This is a genomic window from Aurantimonas manganoxydans SI85-9A1, assembly GCF_000153465.1.
Taxonomy (GTDB): Bacteria; Pseudomonadota; Alphaproteobacteria; order Rhizobiales; family Rhizobiaceae; genus Aurantimonas; species Aurantimonas manganoxydans.
In genome coordinates this window covers 3936172-3953124 of the sequence record NZ_CH672387.1, presented here as the reverse complement: position 1 = coordinate 3953124, position 16953 = coordinate 3936172, and the positions used below count along the sequence as shown (strand labels likewise).

Annotated in this window: 18 protein-coding genes; 5 read left to right on the top strand and 13 right to left on the bottom strand. The window is 68.9% G+C overall.

Annotation, left to right across the window (positions count from 1 at the left end):
- The first annotated feature begins 266 nt into the window (after nucleotides 1–266).
- Both SI859A1_RS18590 and SI859A1_RS18585 read left to right on the top strand, forming a co-directional pair.
- Nucleotides 267–479 carry a cold-shock protein gene (locus SI859A1_RS18590; RefSeq protein WP_009211216.1) on the top strand — a complete coding sequence of 71 codons (213 nt, stop codon included), beginning with the start codon at nucleotides 267–269 and terminating at the stop codon, nucleotides 477–479.
- A gap of 215 nt (nucleotides 480–694) precedes the next feature.
- On the top strand, nucleotides 695–1231 hold the full coding sequence (locus SI859A1_RS18585) for a metallophosphoesterase (RefSeq protein ID WP_009211215.1): 537 nt from the start codon (nucleotides 695–697) through the stop codon (nucleotides 1229–1231).
- A gap of 24 nt (nucleotides 1232–1255) precedes the next feature.
- On the opposite strand, the gene SI859A1_RS18580 is transcribed toward SI859A1_RS18585, so the two are convergent.
- A complete protein-coding gene (locus SI859A1_RS18580; RefSeq protein WP_009211214.1) occupies nucleotides 1256–2509 on the bottom strand; it encodes an ATP-binding protein in 1254 nt (417 codons plus the stop codon).
- Entirely contained in the window at nucleotides 2506–3258 is a 753-nt protein-coding gene (locus tag SI859A1_RS18575) for a response regulator transcription factor (protein ID WP_040326020.1), read from the bottom strand. The genes SI859A1_RS18580 and SI859A1_RS18575 overlap by 4 nt, the downstream gene beginning before the upstream one ends.
- Before the next feature lie 216 nt (nucleotides 3259–3474).
- Here SI859A1_RS18575 and SI859A1_RS18570 point away from each other — a divergent pair, with 216 nt between their 5' ends.
- Nucleotides 3475–4416, top strand: coding sequence for a hypothetical protein (locus SI859A1_RS18570; RefSeq protein WP_040326019.1), 942 nt, complete (start codon nucleotides 3475–3477; stop codon nucleotides 4414–4416).
- A gap of 66 nt (nucleotides 4417–4482) precedes the next feature.
- On the opposite strand, the gene SI859A1_RS18565 is transcribed toward SI859A1_RS18570, so the two are convergent.
- The 7 genes from SI859A1_RS18565 to purU form a co-directional block, all read right to left on the bottom strand.
- The gene (locus SI859A1_RS18565) at nucleotides 4483–5556 is read right to left on the bottom strand and encodes a tartrate dehydrogenase (protein WP_009211212.1); all 1074 of its coding nucleotides are present in this window, start codon (nucleotides 5554–5556) and stop codon (nucleotides 4483–4485) included.
- A gap of 98 nt (nucleotides 5557–5654) precedes the next feature.
- Complete coding sequence (locus SI859A1_RS18560; protein WP_009211211.1) at nucleotides 5655–6266, bottom strand: glutathione S-transferase family protein; 612 nt, start codon at nucleotides 6264–6266, stop codon at nucleotides 5655–5657.
- A gap of 33 nt (nucleotides 6267–6299) precedes the next feature.
- Nucleotides 6300–7184, bottom strand: a complete 885-nt coding sequence (locus SI859A1_RS18555) for an SMP-30/gluconolactonase/LRE family protein (protein WP_009211210.1) — start codon at nucleotides 7182–7184, stop codon at nucleotides 6300–6302.
- Nucleotides 7185–7311: 127 nt separating this feature from the next.
- Nucleotides 7312–7878 (bottom strand): phosphonate metabolism protein/1,5-bisphosphokinase (PRPP-forming) PhnN, encoded by a 567-nt coding sequence (gene phnN / locus SI859A1_RS18550; RefSeq protein WP_040326018.1) that lies wholly within the window; start codon nucleotides 7876–7878, stop codon nucleotides 7312–7314.
- 22 nt (nucleotides 7879–7900) lie between these two features.
- On the bottom strand, nucleotides 7901–9037 hold the full coding sequence (locus SI859A1_RS18545; protein WP_009211208.1) for an alpha-D-ribose 1-methylphosphonate 5-triphosphate diphosphatase: 1137 nt from the start codon (nucleotides 9035–9037) through the stop codon (nucleotides 7901–7903).
- Nucleotide 9038: 1 nt separating this feature from the next.
- Nucleotides 9039–9722 carry a DUF1045 domain-containing protein gene (locus tag SI859A1_RS18540; RefSeq protein WP_040326017.1) on the bottom strand — a complete coding sequence of 228 codons (684 nt, stop codon included), beginning with the start codon at nucleotides 9720–9722 and terminating at the stop codon, nucleotides 9039–9041.
- 165 nt (nucleotides 9723–9887) lie between these two features.
- On the bottom strand, nucleotides 9888–10742 hold the full coding sequence (gene purU, locus SI859A1_RS18535) for a formyltetrahydrofolate deformylase (RefSeq protein WP_040326016.1): 855 nt from the start codon (nucleotides 10740–10742) through the stop codon (nucleotides 9888–9890).
- 312 nt (nucleotides 10743–11054) lie between these two features.
- Between purU and SI859A1_RS18530 the strand changes: the two genes are divergently transcribed.
- Nucleotides 11055–11996, top strand: a complete 942-nt coding sequence (locus tag SI859A1_RS18530) for a D-alanyl-D-alanine carboxypeptidase family protein (RefSeq protein WP_009211205.1) — start codon at nucleotides 11055–11057, stop codon at nucleotides 11994–11996.
- On the opposite strand, the gene SI859A1_RS18525 is transcribed toward SI859A1_RS18530, so the two are convergent.
- The gene (locus SI859A1_RS18525) at nucleotides 11993–13255 is read right to left on the bottom strand and encodes a slr1591 family oxidoreductase (RefSeq protein WP_009211204.1); all 1263 of its coding nucleotides are present in this window, start codon (nucleotides 13253–13255) and stop codon (nucleotides 11993–11995) included. The genes SI859A1_RS18530 and SI859A1_RS18525 overlap by 4 nt on opposite strands.
- 185 nt (nucleotides 13256–13440) lie before the next feature.
- On the opposite strand from SI859A1_RS18525, the gene ltnD reads away from it, so the two are divergent.
- Nucleotides 13441–14379 (top strand): L-threonate dehydrogenase, encoded by a 939-nt coding sequence (gene ltnD, locus SI859A1_RS18520; RefSeq protein ID WP_009211203.1) that lies wholly within the window; start codon nucleotides 13441–13443, stop codon nucleotides 14377–14379.
- Between the two features lie 49 nt (nucleotides 14380–14428).
- On the opposite strand, the gene SI859A1_RS18515 is transcribed toward ltnD, so the two are convergent.
- The 3 genes from SI859A1_RS18515 to SI859A1_RS18505 are packed head-to-tail and all read right to left on the bottom strand — an operon-like array spanning nucleotide 14429 to nucleotide 16946.
- A complete protein-coding gene (locus SI859A1_RS18515) occupies nucleotides 14429–15547 on the bottom strand; it encodes an ATP-binding protein (RefSeq protein ID WP_009211202.1) in 1119 nt (372 codons plus the stop codon).
- Nucleotides 15544–16545: an ATP-binding protein gene (locus tag SI859A1_RS18510; protein WP_040326013.1), complete on the bottom strand. Its 1002-nt coding sequence runs from the start codon at nucleotides 16543–16545 to the stop codon at nucleotides 15544–15546. The genes SI859A1_RS18515 and SI859A1_RS18510 overlap by 4 nt, the downstream gene beginning before the upstream one ends.
- Nucleotides 16542–16946, bottom strand: a complete 405-nt coding sequence (locus SI859A1_RS18505) for an ATP-binding protein (protein WP_050767593.1) — start codon at nucleotides 16944–16946, stop codon at nucleotides 16542–16544. Before SI859A1_RS18505 ends, SI859A1_RS18510 begins: the two co-directional genes overlap by 4 nt.
- Between the last annotated feature and the right edge of the window lie 7 nt (nucleotides 16947–16953).

Here is a 16953-nt window from a genome sequence, read left to right as displayed (position 1 = left end):
GCGGCATTTCCGCCCAGCCGCGCTCCCTATTGCACAGGCAGGGCCGCGGCTCAACCGAAACGGCGCCTGACGGTGCTCTCCGGGCGGCCCCCGTCGGCAGTTTTTGCGCGCCAATCGCCGTCCTGATGGTGCGTGCACTGTGCACTGCCGGAGCGGAATATCGTCATTCCGGGACAGCCCCCGCTTGCATCGCGCGTCATTGCCCACCATTCTGTGCCAGCGCGCGGGCGGTACGTCCGGCGCCGACTGGAAAAACAGGTAGTAAAATGGCTCAGACTGGTACGGTGAAGTTCTTCAACATGGACAAGGGCTTCGGCTTCATTAGTCCGGATGCGGGCGGAAGCGATGTGTTCGTGCACATCTCGTCCGTCGAGCGCTCCGGCATGACTTCCCTCACGGAGAATCAGAAGGTTTCCTTCGACACGGAACCCGATCCGCGCGGCAAGGGCCCCAAGGCGGTCAACATTCAGCCCGCATAATTCGGCCAGCAGGACCGTTTCGTCCGCTCCCCGTCGGCCCCGTCGCAAGACGGTTTCCGGCAGGCGCCGAAACGCCCGCTGATCGACCTGCCCGCAGACGGGCTCGATCGCTGCACCGGCCTGGCCGAAGCGATCGCCCGGATGCCCGCCGCGGGTGGCAGACACACGATCGTGCCGGACCTTCCTGAGGCCCGGCACGGCAACGAGACCGATCGATGTTCTTCACGGCCGACACGCATTTCAACGATCCACGCGTCCTGCGGATCGACCGGCGCCCCTTTGCCGATCTTGCCGACCATGATGCCGCGCTGATCGATCGCTGGAACGCCGTCGTGGGGCCGGACGACATTGTCTGGCATCTCGGCGATTTTGCGCGCGGCGATGCCGCCGCCAAGGCCTCGCTCCTGTCCCGCCTCAACGGTCGCAAGCAGCTCGTCACCGGCAACAACGACGATGCCGACACGATCGCCGCGCCCGGCTGGCAAACCGTCCAGGCCTATCGCGAACTCACCATCGACGACCGCCGCGTCGTCCTGTGCCACTACGCCTTCCGGACCTGGAACGGCATGGGCAAGGGCGCCATCGACCTGCATGGCCACTCCCACGGACGGCTGAAGAAGATGACCCGTCAGTTCGATGTCGGCGTCGACGCCTGGGACTTCCGGCCGGTCACGCTGGACGAGATGCTGGCCTCGCGGCCGCAGCGCCGCAAGGCGGCCGGTCCGGACGACAAGGCATCGTCCGAGGCTTAGGCGAGACCCGCCATGCCGTAGGCGTCAGTCCGCCAGCGGCAGGCGGATGGTCTGGTCGAGCCCGCCGCCTGCGCGGTTGGCAACCACGATCGAGCCGCCGGTCTGGTCGATGATCTCCTTGGCGATGGCCATGCCGAGACCGGCGCCGGGCTTGAACTGGCGGCGGCCGAGATCGACCCGGAAGAACGGCTCGAAGGCACGCCCGATCAGGTCTTCGGGAATGCCCGGCCCGTCGTCGGCGAGGCTCACCACGGCGTCCTGCCCGTCGCGGACCAGCGCCACCCGCGCCCCGCCGCCATGCACGGCGGCATTGTCGACGAGGTTGCGCAGCGCCCGCTTGACCGCCAGCGGCCGGGCCCGGATCGACAGCGCCGGCCCGTCGAGACGGGGCGGCTCAACCGGCCTTCCGATCTCGCGCAGCTCGGCAATGATCTCGGTCAGCAGCCGGTCGAGCCGCACTTCTTCGAGCGAACCTGCATCCACTTCCTCGCGCACCAGCCGGATCGCGCTGTCGGCGATGCGGTCGAGCTCGGCCAGGTCCTTCAGCCACACCTCCCGGTCCTCGTCGGGCAGGAACTCGGCGCGCAGCCGCATCCGCGTCATCGGCGTGCGCAGATCGTGGCCGGCGGCCGCGACGAGGCGCATCCGGCTCTCCACCGCCTCGCGCACCCGCGTGGTCAGGCGGTTCAACGCAGCGGCAGTAGCCCGCACTTCGGCCGGCCCGTCCTCGGGAATATGGGCGGGCAGGCCGTCGCGGCCGACGGTGGAGACCGCCTGGTCGAGAATGCGCAACGGGCGGGTCATCTTGGTGGCGACGAAGATCGAGACGGCGGCGGCGCCGACGACGACCAGCGTCATGTAGAAGACGAAGATCGGCCAGTTGCGGGGCGGAAACCCGGTATAGGGCAGATAGGCCCAGCGGCCCGGCGCAAATTCCAGCGCCAGTTGCCGGGTGCGCGCGGCCGGATCGCCGACGACACGCACTGGGATCGACAACCCCTTGGCCGCCACTGCGCTGGCGATGCCGCGGGCGTCGCGCACCTGCATGTCGTCCTGGCGCACCGGTTCCGGACCGACCTCGATGCCGAGCCTGTCGGCGGCCGCCGGGTCCTCGACCAGCAGCGCGGCGACGATCCGCACCTCCTCGGCGAAGACCTCCCGAAAGCTGTCGCGATCCGGGCGCTCCAGGACGACGATGGAGACCAGCGAGGCGACCGCCACGACCCCGACGATGGCGAGGATCAGGAGCAGCGCCAGGCGCGAGCGCAGCGATCTCATGGCTGGCCGTCCCCGGTGCCCGTGGCGGCTTCGCTCCGCTCCACCCGGGCGGCGAACTGGTAGCCGCCATTGCGCACCGTCTTGAACAGCCGGAACACGCCGCCATCGTTGAACTTGCGCCGCAGACGGCTCATCGTCACGTCGACAGAACGGTCGAAGGGGTCGGCGGTGCGCCCGTGCAGGAGATCCATCAGGATGTCGCGGGACAGGACACGGCCCGGTCGCTCCAGAAAGATCATCAGGAGATCGAACTCGGCGCCGGTCAGGACCACTTCGGCGCCGTCGGGATCGGTGGCGAGGCGCCGCTCGGGATCGACGGTGAAGCCTTCGAAGGTGAAGCGCGTCGGTGCCGCCTCGCCCTGGGCGGCGTCCCCGCCGCCATTGACACGGCGCAGAACGGCGCGGATGCGCGCGGCCAGTTCGCGCGGATTGAACGGCTTGCCCAAATAGTCGTCGGCGCCGATCTCCAGCCCGATGATCCGGTCGACGTCTTCCTTCAGCGCGGTCAGGAGGATAATGGCGATCTCCGGCCGCCGGTCTTTGAGGTCGCGGCAGATGTCGAGACCCGAGCCGTCCGGCAGCATCACGTCGAGCACGACGAGGTCGATGCGGGCGTCGGCGATCTTCTGTTCGCAGGCCCGCCGGCTGGCGGCGATGGTGCAACGGAAGCCCTGGCTCTCCAGATACTTGCCGAGCAGGCGTCCGATCTCGGGGTCGTCGTCAACGACGAGGATGTGGGGCTGGCTCATGCGGGGCTCTCGAATGATGGCTCTCGCCCTTTGTGTGACCGGGCTGCGCGCGGGAGGCGAGGCCATTCTTGTAACGGCGCGTTGCAGGAACCGCGGCCCGCAACATTGCGTAACAAGTTTCCGTGTCGGCGACACGCTTCGCAACATTCTGCCGCATCCTCGCAACATCGGCGCACTAGCTTCGGTTTCGGTAGTCACCAAGGGAAGGAAATCTCCATGACCTCCAATCACAGCCAGACGAACACCCGCCGTTCGCACCGCCTGCTGGGTCTCGCCGGCGCCGCGCTCCTCGCCAGCGCCGCCGCCACCTCGGCCTTCGCCCAGACGACGCCGGCACCGGCCGCACCGGCTGCGGCCACCACCTCCTCCGAAAATGCCGGCCAGCGCGCCAACAACAAGCAGATCGCCGAGCATCGGCGCGAGCGTGGCGGCAAGCATCATCGCGCCGGCCGCGGGGGCCGTGGCGGACATCACGCCATGCACCGCATGTTCTCCCCGGCCAAGGTCGCCGGCGCGCTCGCCGCGATCGAGACCGGCATCGGCGTGCGACCCGACCAGATGGAAAGCTGGCGCGCCTTCACCGCGGCGCTGGTAGATTTCGCCGACGCCTCGCAGCCGCCGCGCATGGGTCGCGGCAACGACCGTGGCGGCATGCGGATGATGCCGAATGACGACGCCGGCCCGGCCGATGCCGCCGATGACGAGGCCGCGGACGACCAGACCACGATCGATGCGGATGATGCAGACGACGCGGACACGATTGCCGAGGCCGATGCGCCCGAGGCCGGTGACGACGCAGCCGCGCGGGGCGATCGCGCCTTCCGGATGCTCGACCGCATGGCCGACCGCGCCATCGAGCGTGGCGACAAGGCCGAGACGCTGAAGAGCGCGCTGGCCGATCTGCAGACGACCCTGACGCCGGAGCAGGTCACCACGGCCCGCAAGATCGTGCGCTCGATGATGCGCGATGCCCACATGGAAATGCGCGGTGGTCGCGGCGGCGAGCGCGGCGGACATCACGGCCGGATGGAGCGCGGCGGTGGCCGTGACCATGGCGAGATGCATCGCCGGCATCACGGCGGCGACAAGCGCGATGGCGGCGAGCGCCGTCACGAGCGTCACCACGGCGGTGGCGAGCAGCGCCCCGACCGCGGCTGATCCTGTCATCTCCTGACGAACGCCAGGCGGCCGGCCCTTCGGGGCCGGCCGTTTTCATGCGTTGTCTCAGCCGAGCGCGTCGGCGATGGCCTTGCCGCAATCGACCGTGCCGAGCGGGCCACCGAGATCGCCGGTGCGCAGCTTGTCTTCCGCCAGGACGGTCTCGATCGCCCGAACGATCGCCGCACCGGCGTCCTTGTGGCCGAGATGGTCGAGCATCATCGCGCCGGCCCAGATCTGGCCGACGGGATTGGCGACGCCCTTGCCGGCGATGTCCGGCGCCGAGCCGTGCACCGGCTCGAACAGCGAGGGGAAGTCGCGCTCGGGATTGATGTTGCCCGACGGCGCGATGCCGATCGTGCCGGTGCAGGCCGGGCCGAGATCGGAGAGGATGTCGCCGAAGAGGTTCGAGGCGACGACGACGTCGAAACGGTCCGGATTCAGCACGAAATGGGCGGTCAGGATGTCGATATGGTACTTGTCCCAGGCGATGTCGGGATAGGATTTCGCCATCTCCTCCACCCGCTCGTCCCAGTAGGGCATGCTGATCGAGATGCCGTTGGACTTGGTCGCCGACGTCAGGTGCTTCTTCTCGCGGGTCTGGGCGAGATCGAAGGCGTAGCGCAGGATGCGGTCGACGCCGGTCCGCGTCATCACCGTCTCCTGCAGCACGAATTCGCGGTCGGTGCCCTCGAACATCCGGCCGCCGACCGAGGAATATTCGCCCTCGGTGTTCTCGCGCACCACGAAGAAGTCGATGTCGCCGGGCTCGCGGCCGGCCAGCGGGCTCTTGACGCCGGGCATCAGCTTGACCGGGCGCAGATTGACGTACTGGTCGAACTCGCGGCGGAACTTCAGCAGCGAGCCCCAGAGCGAAATGTGGTCGGGTACGGTCTCCGGCCAGCCGACGGCGCCGAAATAGATCGCGTCATGGCCGCCGATCTGCGCCTTCCAGTCGCCCGGCATCATCTCGCCATGCTTGGCGAAATAGTCGCATGAGGCGAAGTCGAATTCGTCGAACTCCAGCGCCAGGTCGAATTTCGCGGCAGCCGCTTCGAGGACCCGCAGGCCTTCCGGCACGACTTCCTTGCCGATGCCGTCGCCGGCGATGACCGCGATCCTGAGCGCGTTGGATGACATGGAGACCTCGTTCTGGCTGCGATGGCCGGCGATGCCGGCGAATTGGAATGGGAGGGCCGCGCGCGACCCGCCGACGAGCTATAGCGGAAGTAAGCCCGTCATAGAAATGGCCGCGTGTCGCGAAAGGCCGGGCGCTCCGCTGTCGCCGCGCGCAAGGCTTCCAGCCGCGGCGTGTCGGGCACCCAGTCGGCCCCGGGAAACCGCAGCGCCACATAGTCGAGCGCCGTGACCGCGGCGATGGTCGCGAGATCGAGCCGTTCGCCGGGCGCCGCGTCGATCCGGGCGTCGAGTTCGGCCAGCCCGTCCACCATCGTGCGACGGCGCTTGCGGCCGATCGGGCTGGCGTCGAAGGCCGTGTCGGCGAAATTGCCGCTGACGATCTTGCGGCCGACCAGAGTCTGCACGGCGGCGTCGCAGACGCCCAGCGCCAGGCCAGCGATCGACAGGATCTGCGGGGCGTCGTTCCCGGGCGGCGGCGCCTCTCCCACGTTGTCGGCATGCCGTGCGATCAGCAGGCATTCGGCGATCGCCGTGCCGTCGTCGAGGACGAGGCAGGGCACGCGCCCGGCGCTGTTGACGGCCAGCAGCGCGGGATCGTCGTTCCACTGGTCGGCGATCTGGACAGTCAGATCGGGCACCGCCGCGTCGATCAGCGCGGCATGGGCGATCCGGGCGAAGGGCGAGGTGTTGTTCTTCAGGAGCGTCGGCATGTCACCGCTCGCAGTCGGAACAGGCGGTTTCCATTACAGCACCAGCTTCGGCTCGAGCCGGCCGCGCACCGGCAGATCGACGAGGAAGGTCTTGCCGGCATCGGGATCGGCGCGCCGGCCGGCCTCGTCGAGGCCCGTCCAGGCCGAGGTGACGATCATCCGGTCGGCATTCGGGCCAACGAAGGACGGGCAGGTGACCTGCCGCGCCCCGAGCGCGACGCGCCGGACACGCACGCCGTCCGGCGAATAGGCGTCGAGCCTGCCGCCGCCCCAGCGGGCATTCCAGAGCGTGCCGTCGGAGTCGCAGACCGAGCCGTCGAGGCCGCCGTCGCCGCCGGAATGGTCGTGGAAGAGCATCGGGTCCCCTACCGGCAGGCCGCTGGCCGGATCGACGGCGACGCGCATCAGACGGTTCGCCTGCGTGTCGACGAAATAGGCGATGGTGCCGTCGGGCGAGAAGCAGATCGAGTTCGGGATGCCGATCCCGGCATAGAGCCGCTTCAACTCGCCGGCGCGGTACCAGTAGATCGCCCCGGCCTTCGGCTCGGCGTGCTTGCCCATGGTGCCGATCCATAAGGCGCCGGAGGGATGGACGCGGCCGTCATTGGAGCGGGTGACCGGATTGTCGGCTTCCAGCGGTGTGTGCAGGGACAGGCGGCCGGTGGCGGTCTCCCGGATATACAGCCCGTCCTCGGCGGCGATCATCTGCCGATCGCCGTCGATCACCGCCAGGGCGCTCGCCATCACCGGCAGCGGATGCGCCGTTGCCTCGGCCGTATCGCCGCGCTTTTCCAGCAGCATCCGGCCCTCGATGTCGAACCAGAAGGCGGTGTCCGTGGCCGGATCATAGGTCGGGCCCTCGCCGAGCCGGCAGGCGATGTTGGAATAGAGACTGACGGATATGTCGGCGTCGCGCATGGTGCTGGGCCCGGATTGTCCTCTTGGCGGCTCGGCGGCCGCAGCGCGGCGGACGCGCGCCGCCGCAAATCGGGGCCGAAGATGACTGGGCCGGCCGGCTCTGTCGAGCCTCGGCCTGCAAGGGCCGTCAGCTTGCGGCGCGCAGGATCTCGACCAGTTTGCGGCGGCCGTCCTGCGGGCTGGCGTCATTGACGATGCGATGATGCGCCTCGGCGCCGGGCGGTACGGTCAGTTCCACCTGCCGGGCGATACGGGCGGAGATCTCCTCCGGCGCTTCGCGGCCACGCGCGGCGATGCGGGCGATGAGCACGGCGGGCGGCGCGGTGATCTCGACGATGGCGAGCCGTGCGAAGCGCTCTGCGGCTTCGGCGAAGACCCGGCGCGAAACATTCGCGACCACAGTGGTTCCATCCGTCAGCGCCGTCGTCAGATACGCCGGCAAACCATAGGCGAGGCCGTGGGCCCGCCACGACAGGCAGAACGCCCCCGACGCCTCCGCAGCGGCGAAGTCGGCAGGGCTCATGACGTCGTGATCCTCGATCGCCGCGATGGCGTCCCGGGTCACGATCCGCCGGGCAAAGACGATGCCGGGTGTCTTCGCCAGATCTTCCGCCGCCAGCGCCAGCAGCGTGTCCTTGCCGGCGCCGCTCGGGCCGACGACGGCGACGAACAGGCCGGAGCCGCCTGGGGCCATTCCGCCTGCGCTGCGTGCGGGATCAGGCGACACGCCGGCCCTCCCGCCAGACCGCGCGCACCACCGGCGGATCGCCGGCGCTGGTGGAAACCCGCACCAGATCGCCGCGCAGCCCCCGGGCGATGGCGCCGCGATCCGCGAGACCGACCGCGGCGGCCGGATTGGCAGTGACCAGCCGGATCGCCGCCGGCAGGTCACATTCGCCGCTCTCGGCCAGAACGAACACCGCCTGCAGCATCGAGAAGGGAACATAGTCCGAGGAGAGGATGTCGAGGGTGCCCCGGTGCAGAAGCTCGATTGCCGAGACATTGCCGGAATGCGAGCCGCCGCGCACGATGTTGGGCGCGCCCATCAGCACGTGCAGCCCGGCCTCGCGCGAAGCGGCGGCCGCCTCCACCGTCGTCGGGAACTCGGCAATGCGCGTGCCCAGCTCGATGGCTGCGGCGACATGGGCGGCGGTGGCGTCGTCATGGGAGGCCACCGCGATGCCGCGCTCGCGGCAGACCCCGGCGATGGCGCGCCGGGCGGGCGGCGCGTGGCGCTCGGATTCGGCGAGCCGGCGGGCGCTGAAGGCGTCGAAATCGGCATCCGACATGTTCAGCTTCTTCTGGAAATAGGCGCGATAGGCGTCCATGTCGGCGAACTGGCGCTGGCCAGGCGCATGATCCATCAGCGACACCAGCTTCAGCCGCGGATTGCCGGCGATCTTGTCGAAGCCCTCGACCACGTCGGCGGCCGAGACTTCGCAGCGCAGATGGATGTAATGGTCGGCCCGCACCCGCCCTTCGGCGACGGCGCGGTCGATGGTCCGGCCCATCTCCGCCATGTCGTCGGCGGTCAGCGTGCCATTCTCCTCGGTGCCGACCCTGAGCGCGTCGAAGACGGTCGTGATGCCGGAGCCGGCGATCTGATTGTCGTGCGCCTGGATGGCGGCCATCTTGTTCCACATCACCCGTGGCCGCGGATTGAAATGGCCCTCGATATGGTCGGTGTGCAGTTCGACGAGGCCGGGGATGAGGATGTCGCCGCCCATGTCGTCGCCGGTGGCCGGGCCTTCGTCGAAGCCGGCAATTACGCCGTCGCGCATGACCACATGGCCGTTGATCACCGCCTCCGGCGTGACGATGCGGGCATTGGTGAGGATGGTCTCGTCGGGCATGTCAGGCATCTTCCGAAGGGCGGCGGAACGGATGGACCGAATGGACGCGGAACGGCGCGCCCGGCTCCGGCTCCATGAAAAGAGCCAGATGGTCGATGGCAAGCGGGGCGCCATCGAAGGGGGCGAATCTGTCGCTCAGCTGCGCTTCGACGGGCTTGCGCTCGGCGGCCGGAACCTTGCCGGTCAGGGTCATGTGGAAGCGGAATTCCTCGAAGACGTGAGGATAGCCCCATCTCTCCAGATAGTCGCGCTGGCGTTCGGTCAGCTTGTGCGGCTTGCGGCGCGAGATCTCCTCGGCCGTGGCGGGGGCGCGCAGCGGCTCGAAGCTGCGCACGACGGCCGATTCCAGTTCGCCGAGGGCCGGCGGCGCGCTCTCGGGCACCAGCGCGAAGAACGGCCCGAGCCTCGCCAGCACCAGCTCTGCGATCCGCACCGGGTCGCGCGAGGCGCAGAAGGCCGCCAGCCGCGCATCCACTTCGGAAAGGTCGACGCCCTCGGCAAGCCGGAACGGCGCGCGCATGGTCGCATGAAAGCCATAGCGCGCCGGTGACGCGACGAGCGGATCTATAGCGGGATCGGGGTCTCGGGTCGGTTCGCCGTCGAAGGCGCTGCGACCCAGCCATTCGGCGGCGGTCCGGGTCAGCGGCGCACCGGCGGGCGGCGTGAAATAGATCGCGGCGCGCATGGTCGGGGTCCTGTGGCTGGAAGGCGGAAAGCTGGCGGGCATGGCCGGCGCGCGACGTTCGCGCTCCGGCCTGGTCTGACGGCTGGCGGTCCCGCGGGAATATAAGCGGGATTTCGATCTGACCACCGTCCGGTCGACGCCAAGCGGCGCGTGCGATCCTCCCGATCAGCGGAAGACCACGGTGCGGTGGTCGTTGATTATGACCCGGCGTTCCAGATGCATCTTCACCGCCCGGGCCAGCACCCGGCTTTCCACGTCGCGGCCGACGGCGACGAAATCGTCGGGCGACATGGCATGGCTGACCCGCTCGGTCTCCTGCTCGATGATCGGACCCTCGTCGAGATCGGCGGTGACGTAATGGGCGGTGGCGCCGATCAGCTTGACGCCGCGCTCATGGGCCTGGTGGTAGGGCTTGGCGCCCTTGAAGCTGGGCAGGAAGGAGTGATGAATGTTGATCACCTTCCCCGACAGCCGGCGCGAGAGATTGTCCGACAGAACCTGCATGTAGCGGGCGAGGACGACGAGGTCGGCATCGCTGTCGCGCACCAGCTTCAGGACCCGTTCCTCCTGTTCGGCCTTGGTCTCGCGGGTCACCGGCCAATGGTGGAACGGCACGCCCTCGTGGTCGGCCGTGCGGCGCGAATCCTCGTGATTGGACACGATGGCGACGACTTCGGCCCGCAGCCAGCCGACCCGGATCTGGTAGAGCAGGTGCAGCAGCGCGTGGTCGAATTTCGACACCATCAGGATGATCTTCGGCACCCGCGCCTCGTCGGTGATGGCGAGCTTCATGTCGAACCGCGCGGCCACCGGCGCGAGCTGGCGCTCGAGCGCATCGCGGCTGGCGGCCGCCGGCGCCGTGAAGGCGATGCGCAGGAAGAACCGGCCCGTCTGGCGATCCCAGAACTGGGCGCTTTCGGCGATATTGGCGCCGGCATCGGCCAGTTCGGTCGTCACCGCGGCGACGATGCCCGGCTGGTCGCTGCAGGACAGGGTGAGGATGAAGGCGTGTTCGGTCATGGCGGGTCCGGATGGATGGGCGGCGGGGAGACGTTCGGGGCTACGCACGGTGCGGTGACGGGCGGGCGACCGGGCGCATTGGTCGGTCTGCGTCCTGTAGGTCCTTCTAGACCGCCGCAACATGGGAACGCCACTGCCGCCTTGCGCCTCCGGCGCGTCGCCGCGACACGGACAGCGTATCTTCTGCCACCCGGGGAAGTGTGGTCGCGAAAGCACAACCAGCGTTAAGCGATCATGAAGGCGGGACTGCTATTTGACAGGGCCGTGCCGGGACGACTTAGCTTTCGGCCATCCGATCCAGACGAGATGATCTTGACCCAGCGCCTGTCGTTCCGGCTTCGCCCGCTCGCATCCCTCAAGGCCGCGCTTGCCGCGCTCCTGGCGCTGACGCTCGTCGCCTGCCAATCGACCGAGCTGACGACCGCCGGGCTCTTGCCCTATGCCCGGGTCGGCGCGGCCACGGCCACGCCGGGCGTTGCGGAAGTGCGCGGGGAATCGACGCTGGTGCTCGACTTTGCCAGCGGGCGCACGCTCTACGAGGATGCGGCAGACGGCCTGCGTTACCCCGCCTCGCTCACCAAGATGATGACGCTGTATCTCCTGTTCGAGACGATCGAGGCCGGCCGGCTGTCAATGAGCAGCGAATTGCGGGTCAGTGAGAACGCCGCGTCGCAGCCTCCCTCCAAGCTCGGCCTCAAGGCCGGCGAGACGATCCGGGTCGCGGATGCAGCCCAGGCGATCGCGGTGAAATCGGCCAATGACGTCGCCACGGTGATCGCGGAGAATCTCGGCGGCAGCGAGGCCGATTTCGCCAATGCCATGACCGCAAAGGCCCGCGCGCTCGGCATGAGCCGGACGCGCTTCGTCAATGCCTCCGGCCTGCCGGACGAGGGGCAGATCTCGACGGCCCGCGACATGGCCACCCTCGGCCGCGCGCTGCTGAACCGCTTTCCCGCCTATGCCTCGCTCTTCACCCGGACCGGCTTCGACTACAATGGCCGTCACTACAACGCGACCAACAAGCTGCTGGGCAGCGTTGAGGGAGTCGATGGGCTGAAGACCGGATACATCCGCGACGCCGGCTTCCATCTGGCCGCCACCGCCACCCGCCGGGGTCGGCGGATCATCGTCGTTGTGATGGGTGGCCGTACCGGGCGCGAGCGCAATGCCCGGGTCGAGGCGCTGATCGACCAGTATCTCGGCCCCGCATCCGGCGCAGTCGCCGGGCTGCCGGGTCTCTCCCTGACCCGCTAGCGGCGTCGGGCGCTGTTGCGGATGTTGTCGGACGCCTGGCGGCCGGCGGCTGCGGCGAGGGCGTTGTAGCCGTCGACGAAGCGGCGATCGTTCCAGTTCTTCCAGCGCCAGACCCAGCGCCCTTCCAGCGACAGCCCCCATTTGTCGGCGACCGCCCGGCCGTCCGCGGTGGAGAGCAGCGTCAGCCAGTGCTTCTGGGGCCGGTAGGGCTGCAGCGCTTCGCCGTTGATCGTGCGACGCAGATTTGCGGCCAGCACCGGGCCTGCCCTGACAGCGAAGACGCCGGCTTTCGGCCGCGGATCGGGCAGCGCGGCGATGTCGCCGGCGGCGAAGATCTCCGGATGCGAGAGCGATCGCAGGCAGGCATCCACCCGTACGAAACCCTGTTCGTCGAGGGCAAGGCCGGTGTCCCGCAGCCAGGGCGCCGCGGCGCTGCTGGTCGCCCAGAGCAGCATGTCCGCCGCGACCGTACGGCCGTCCGCCGCCCGTACCGTGCCGCTCTCGAAGCCGGTGACGTCGAAGCCGGTCTGCAGGTCGATCCTCCGGCGCGCGAGCGTGGCGGTGATGCGGCGCTGCGTACGCCGGCTGCGTTTGGGCAGAATGGTGGCGGCGCGACCGAGCAATTGGATTTCGACCTTCGCCGCGTGGTCTTCCCTGTTCTGCGAGGCGGCGCCCGACAGGCGCCGATGCAGCCCCAGGGCCAGCTCGACCCCGGCCGGCCCGGTGCCGACCACGGCGATGCGGACGGGGTCCGGGCTTGCGGCCAGTTCGGCCGACAGGCGTTCCAGCCGTTCGACGAACCCGCCGATCGGCTTGACCGGAATACCCGGCATGCCGGCGGGCCGGCTCGGCGCCGAACCGATGTCGATCGACAGGAGATCGTAAGCCAGCGGCGGCCGGCCGGCGATGCTCAGCGTGCGTTTGCTGGCGTCGAGGCCTGTCGCGTCGCCGGTCACCAGCGTCGCGCTGGCAAAGCGGGCAAGCCCGCCGGCGTCGATATGCAGGTCGGCATGTGTATATTCGCCGGACACGAAGCCGGGCAGCATGCCGGAATAGGGCGTGGCGACGTCTCGCGTGACCAGCGTCAGGTCGACATCGGGATGCGGCCGCTCGCCGAAGGCCTTCAGGACAGCGACATGGGAATGGCCGGCGCCCAGAAGCACCAGATGCTTGCGTCGGCCGCTGTGGGTCTGGGGCAGGGGCTTGGCTCCGTTCGCAAGGGCGGCAGCGCCGCCCGGTCCCGATCTGTTGCCAAGCATCCCCTTGGCCGCAGGGCAATCCCGCCGCGATCACGAACACGCCAGCACGCGGCCAATCCTGTGGTCCGGCGGCAGGCGATCGGGCGGGGCGGTAGACTGCCGGGGGCTCGCCCGACTATGTCAGCATGACCGATGATGATGTCACGCGCCGCCGTGCGGGAATCGACCAAGAGGGGAAGACGACGATGGGTAACGAGGACAACACCGCCGCAGGCGCAAAAAGCGGGTCGATGCGCGTCGCCGTGGTCGGCCTGGGATCGATGGGCATGGGCGCGGCGACCTCCTGCGTCGCGGCGGGCTTGACCACCTACGGCATCGACCCGCGCGACAGCGCCTGCGAGGCCTTCGTCGAGGCGGGCGGAGCCGGTGCGGCCAGCGACGGGCGCGACTTTGCCGGCGACCTCGATGCCGTCATCCTGCTCACCGTCAACGCTGCCCAGTGCCGTGATGCGCTGTTCGGCGAGAAGGGCCTTGCCGCGCATCTGAAGGCGGGAACGCCGGTCATGGTCTCCGCGACGATCTCGGTCGCCGACGCCAAGGCCATCGCCGCCGAACTGGAGGCCGCCGGCCTGACCATGCTCGACGCGCCGGTCTCGGGCGGCGCCGCCAGGGCCGCCGCGGGCGAAATGACGGTCATGGCCGCCGGTCCGGCTGCCGTCTTCGACCAGCTCCAGCCGGTGCTCGATGCGGTGGCCGGCAAGGTCTACCGGATTTCCGAGAAGATCGGCGACGGCGCCACGGTGAAGATCATCCACCAGCTTCTCGCTGGCGTGCACATCGCTGCCGGCGCCGAGGCGATGGCGCTGGCCGCCAAGGCGAATATCCCGCTCGAGACCATGTACGACGTCGTCACCAACGCCGCCGGCAATTCCTGGATGTTCGAGAACCGGATGCGCCACGTGGTCGACGGCGACTACACGCCGACCTCGATGGTCGACATCTTCGTCAAGGATCTCGGCCTTGTGACTGAGACCGGCCTGTCGATGAAGTTCCCGCTGCCGCTGGCCACCACCGCCTATTCGATGTTCGCCACGGCCAGCAACGCCGGCTATGGCCAGTGGGACGACAGCGCGGTCATCAAGGTGTTCCCGGGCATCGACCTGCCGGATTCCGGCAAGCACTGACCGACGGGCAGGGCGGCTCAGCGCGTGCCGCCCGTTCCTTGGCGTGGGGTCAGATCGGGAAGGTCAGGGAGATGGCGAGCCCGTCGCTGCCGTCCACGTCTATCGTGCCGTTGAGCTTGCGCACGCAGCCCTCGACGATCCGCCAGCCGAGCGACTTGGAATTGCGCAGCACCGTCTCGGCATCGGCCAGGCCCTCGCCGTCGTCGGCGATCCGCAGATGCAGCGTGCCGTCGGACTGATGCGCCTCGATGGTGACGCGCCCCTTGGTCTGGCCCGCCTGCATGGCGTGCTTGGTGACGTTGGTGACCAGCTCGTTGACGATAAGGGCGAGCTCGGTGGCGGTGTCGAAGGCGACCGGCACGGCATCGACCTTGCAGGTGATGGTGAGCTGGTGATCGCCCATCGCCGATGCCAGCCGGTCGGTCAGGCTTTCCAGATGCTGCTGCAGGTCGACCTGGGTGACGTCCTCGGCCCGGTGCAGGAAATTGTGGGCGTTGGCGAAGGCCTGGATGCGGTTGGTCAGCACCGACAGCGCATCCTGCGTCTCCTCGGTGGTCGCCTGGCGCGCCTGCATGATCGCCAGTGACTGGATGATGGCGAGGTTGTTCTTGGTGCGGTGATGCAGTTCGCGCAGCAGGAACTGTTGCTCGGCGAGCGAATCGCGCAGCGCGCGGTTCTGCTCGGCCAGTTCCTCCATCGGCGACCCGTGGCTCGCCTCCACCAGCGCCGAGGCGGTGGCCACCGCCAGTTCCTCGGGGCGCTTCGTCGTGGAGAGCTGCAGGCCGAGCGTGATGACGGTGCCGCCCGAGCCGGTCTTCAGGTCGAAATCGTCGACGAGCTTCTGCGAGCCGCTCAGGCCGAGGCCGAGGCCTGTATGAGACTGGTGACGGCCGCGCAGCATGGTCTCGACCGCGGCGATGCCACCGCCCTTGTCCTGCACCCGCGCCATCAGCCGGGTGATCTTGGAGCTGCGGTCGAAGGCGAATTCGGTGACGCCGCCCTTGGCGTATTGCAGGGCGTTGCGGGAAATCTCGGAGACGGCCGTGGCGAAGCGGATCTGGTCGCGGGCCGGCGCCCCGGCGACCTTGGCAATCAGCCGGGCTGTGCGGCGGGTATGCGAGACATCCGCATCCTGCTCGAGATTGATCGAGGTGACGACGGCTTTCATTGGCGGGCCCGCGCGATGACGACACCGCTGTCGTCGCTCCCGCGCCGGCGCCGCTTGTAAAGCGTTGCCGCGATGGTCAGGACGTCGCGGTAGAACAGGGCGGACGGTTCGGGGAAGCGCTCGCCGCCCTTCAGGCCGTCGGTGGTGAGGAGCAGCATGGCGCCCTTTCCCCATGCGTGTTCGGTGACCCGGGGCCGGCGGGTCGAGGCGCCGACGATCCCGGGCGAGGAGGGGATGCCGTGGCGGCTGCCGTCGGCCGAGATGATCTCGCCCTTGATGTTGCCGAGGCCGAGGGCCCGCAGCCTGTCGCTGCCATGGGGCAGTTCGACGATCAGCGACGCCGCCCCGCGGCTGCCGGCCATGGCGTCCGCGACGAAGATCTCGGTGTCCTCCAGCGACTTGCCCTTGGCGGCGAGGAACGCGGCCAGTCCGGTCTCGGCGTCCTTGGCGGCGGTTGGCCCGTGACCGAGCACGTCCATCAGCATGATCATCGTGGCGCCGCCATCCTTGCGGATCCCGTGGATGTCGCCGCCGGCATCAAAGCTGGGCTTGGGCACGATCAGGCCGGCGGTTTCCATCGGCCCCCTGGCCGCACGGCCGGTCTTGCCGATGTTGACCGTCAGGGTGGTGCCGCGGCTGTCGCTGTAGATGTCGAGGCCGTCCGACATCCGGGCCATGGCGCCAAGGCCGCTGCCGAGGCTGCGCTCGCCTTCCCCAGCCGTGGTGAAGCCGTCGGCCATGGCCGCTTCGACATTCGGCAGGCCCGGGCCGTCGTCGAGGGCGATGACATCCATGCCGGCCGTGCTCTTGCCCTGATGCGGGCACAGGAGGATCTCGCCGCCGGTGGCATGGCGCAGGAGGTTGGTGCCCGCTTCGGTGACGACCAGCGCCAGACGGTCGCGATCATCCTCGGCCAGGCCGATCGTCTCGGCTTCCTGCAGGGCTCGTCTGCGCGCGGCGCCGATCTGACTTGTTTCCAGGATCGGCAGTGAGATCATCGACACGCGCACTCCAATATGACGGTCGTGCCCGTATCGGACGACGACGTGATCTTGAACCGGTCGACCAGGCGCCGCGCTCCGCTGAGGCCCAGGCCGAGGCCCTTGCCGGTGCTGAAGCCGTCCTTCAAGGCTTGATTGACGTCGGCGATGCCGGGCCCTCTGTCCGTGCACTCCGCAACGACGCGGCGCTGCGAGCCGTTCCCCACGATCTCGAAAGAGATTCTGCCGCCATGGCCGTAGACGATCGCATTGCGCGCGATCTCCGAGACCGCAGTCACGAATTTCGTCTTCTTGATCGCGCTCGCGCCGATCGACGTCATCGCCTGCATCGCGGCCTGGCGCGCGAAGGCGACGTCGCTCGGGCGCGACAGCGTGACGGTCAGATCGCTCTCAGCCAAGAAACGG

Coding starts and splice junctions, on each gene's coding strand:
- SI859A1_RS18565 (WP_009211212.1), bottom strand. CDS start 5,556: ATGTCATCCAACGCGCTCAGGATCGCGGTCATCGCCGGCGACGGCATC.
- SI859A1_RS18540 (WP_040326017.1), bottom strand. CDS start 9,722: ATGCGCGCCGCGATCTATTTCACGCCGCCCGCCGGTGCGCCGCTGACC.
- ltnD (WP_009211203.1), top strand. CDS start 13,441: ATGGGTAACGAGGACAACACCGCCGCAGGCGCAAAAAGCGGGTCGATG.
- SI859A1_RS18555 (WP_009211210.1), bottom strand. CDS start 7,184: ATGCGCGACGCCGACATATCCGTCAGTCTCTATTCCAACATCGCCTGC.
- SI859A1_RS18525 (WP_009211204.1), bottom strand. CDS start 13,255: ATGCTTGGCAACAGATCGGGACCGGGCGGCGCTGCCGCCCTTGCGAAC.
- SI859A1_RS18510 (WP_040326013.1), bottom strand. CDS start 16,545: ATGATCTCACTGCCGATCCTGGAAACAAGTCAGATCGGCGCCGCGCGC.
- SI859A1_RS18560 (WP_009211211.1), bottom strand. CDS start 6,266: ATGCCGACGCTCCTGAAGAACAACACCTCGCCCTTCGCCCGGATCGCC.
- phnN (WP_040326018.1), bottom strand. CDS start 7,878: ATGGCCCCAGGCGGCTCCGGCCTGTTCGTCGCCGTCGTCGGCCCGAGC.
- SI859A1_RS18590 (WP_009211216.1), top strand. CDS start 267: ATGGCTCAGACTGGTACGGTGAAGTTCTTCAACATGGACAAGGGCTTC.
- SI859A1_RS18515 (WP_009211202.1), bottom strand. CDS start 15,547: ATGAAAGCCGTCGTCACCTCGATCAATCTCGAGCAGGATGCGGATGTC.
- SI859A1_RS18575 (WP_040326020.1), bottom strand. CDS start 3,258: ATGAGCCAGCCCCACATCCTCGTCGTTGACGACGACCCCGAGATCGGA.
- purU (WP_040326016.1), bottom strand. CDS start 10,742: ATGACCGAACACGCCTTCATCCTCACCCTGTCCTGCAGCGACCAGCCG.
- SI859A1_RS18570 (WP_040326019.1), top strand. CDS start 3,475: ATGACCTCCAATCACAGCCAGACGAACACCCGCCGTTCGCACCGCCTG.
- SI859A1_RS18585 (WP_009211215.1), top strand. CDS start 695: ATGTTCTTCACGGCCGACACGCATTTCAACGATCCACGCGTCCTGCGG.
- SI859A1_RS18580 (WP_009211214.1), bottom strand. CDS start 2,509: ATGAGATCGCTGCGCTCGCGCCTGGCGCTGCTCCTGATCCTCGCCATC.
- SI859A1_RS18545 (WP_009211208.1), bottom strand. CDS start 9,037: ATGCCCGACGAGACCATCCTCACCAATGCCCGCATCGTCACGCCGGAG.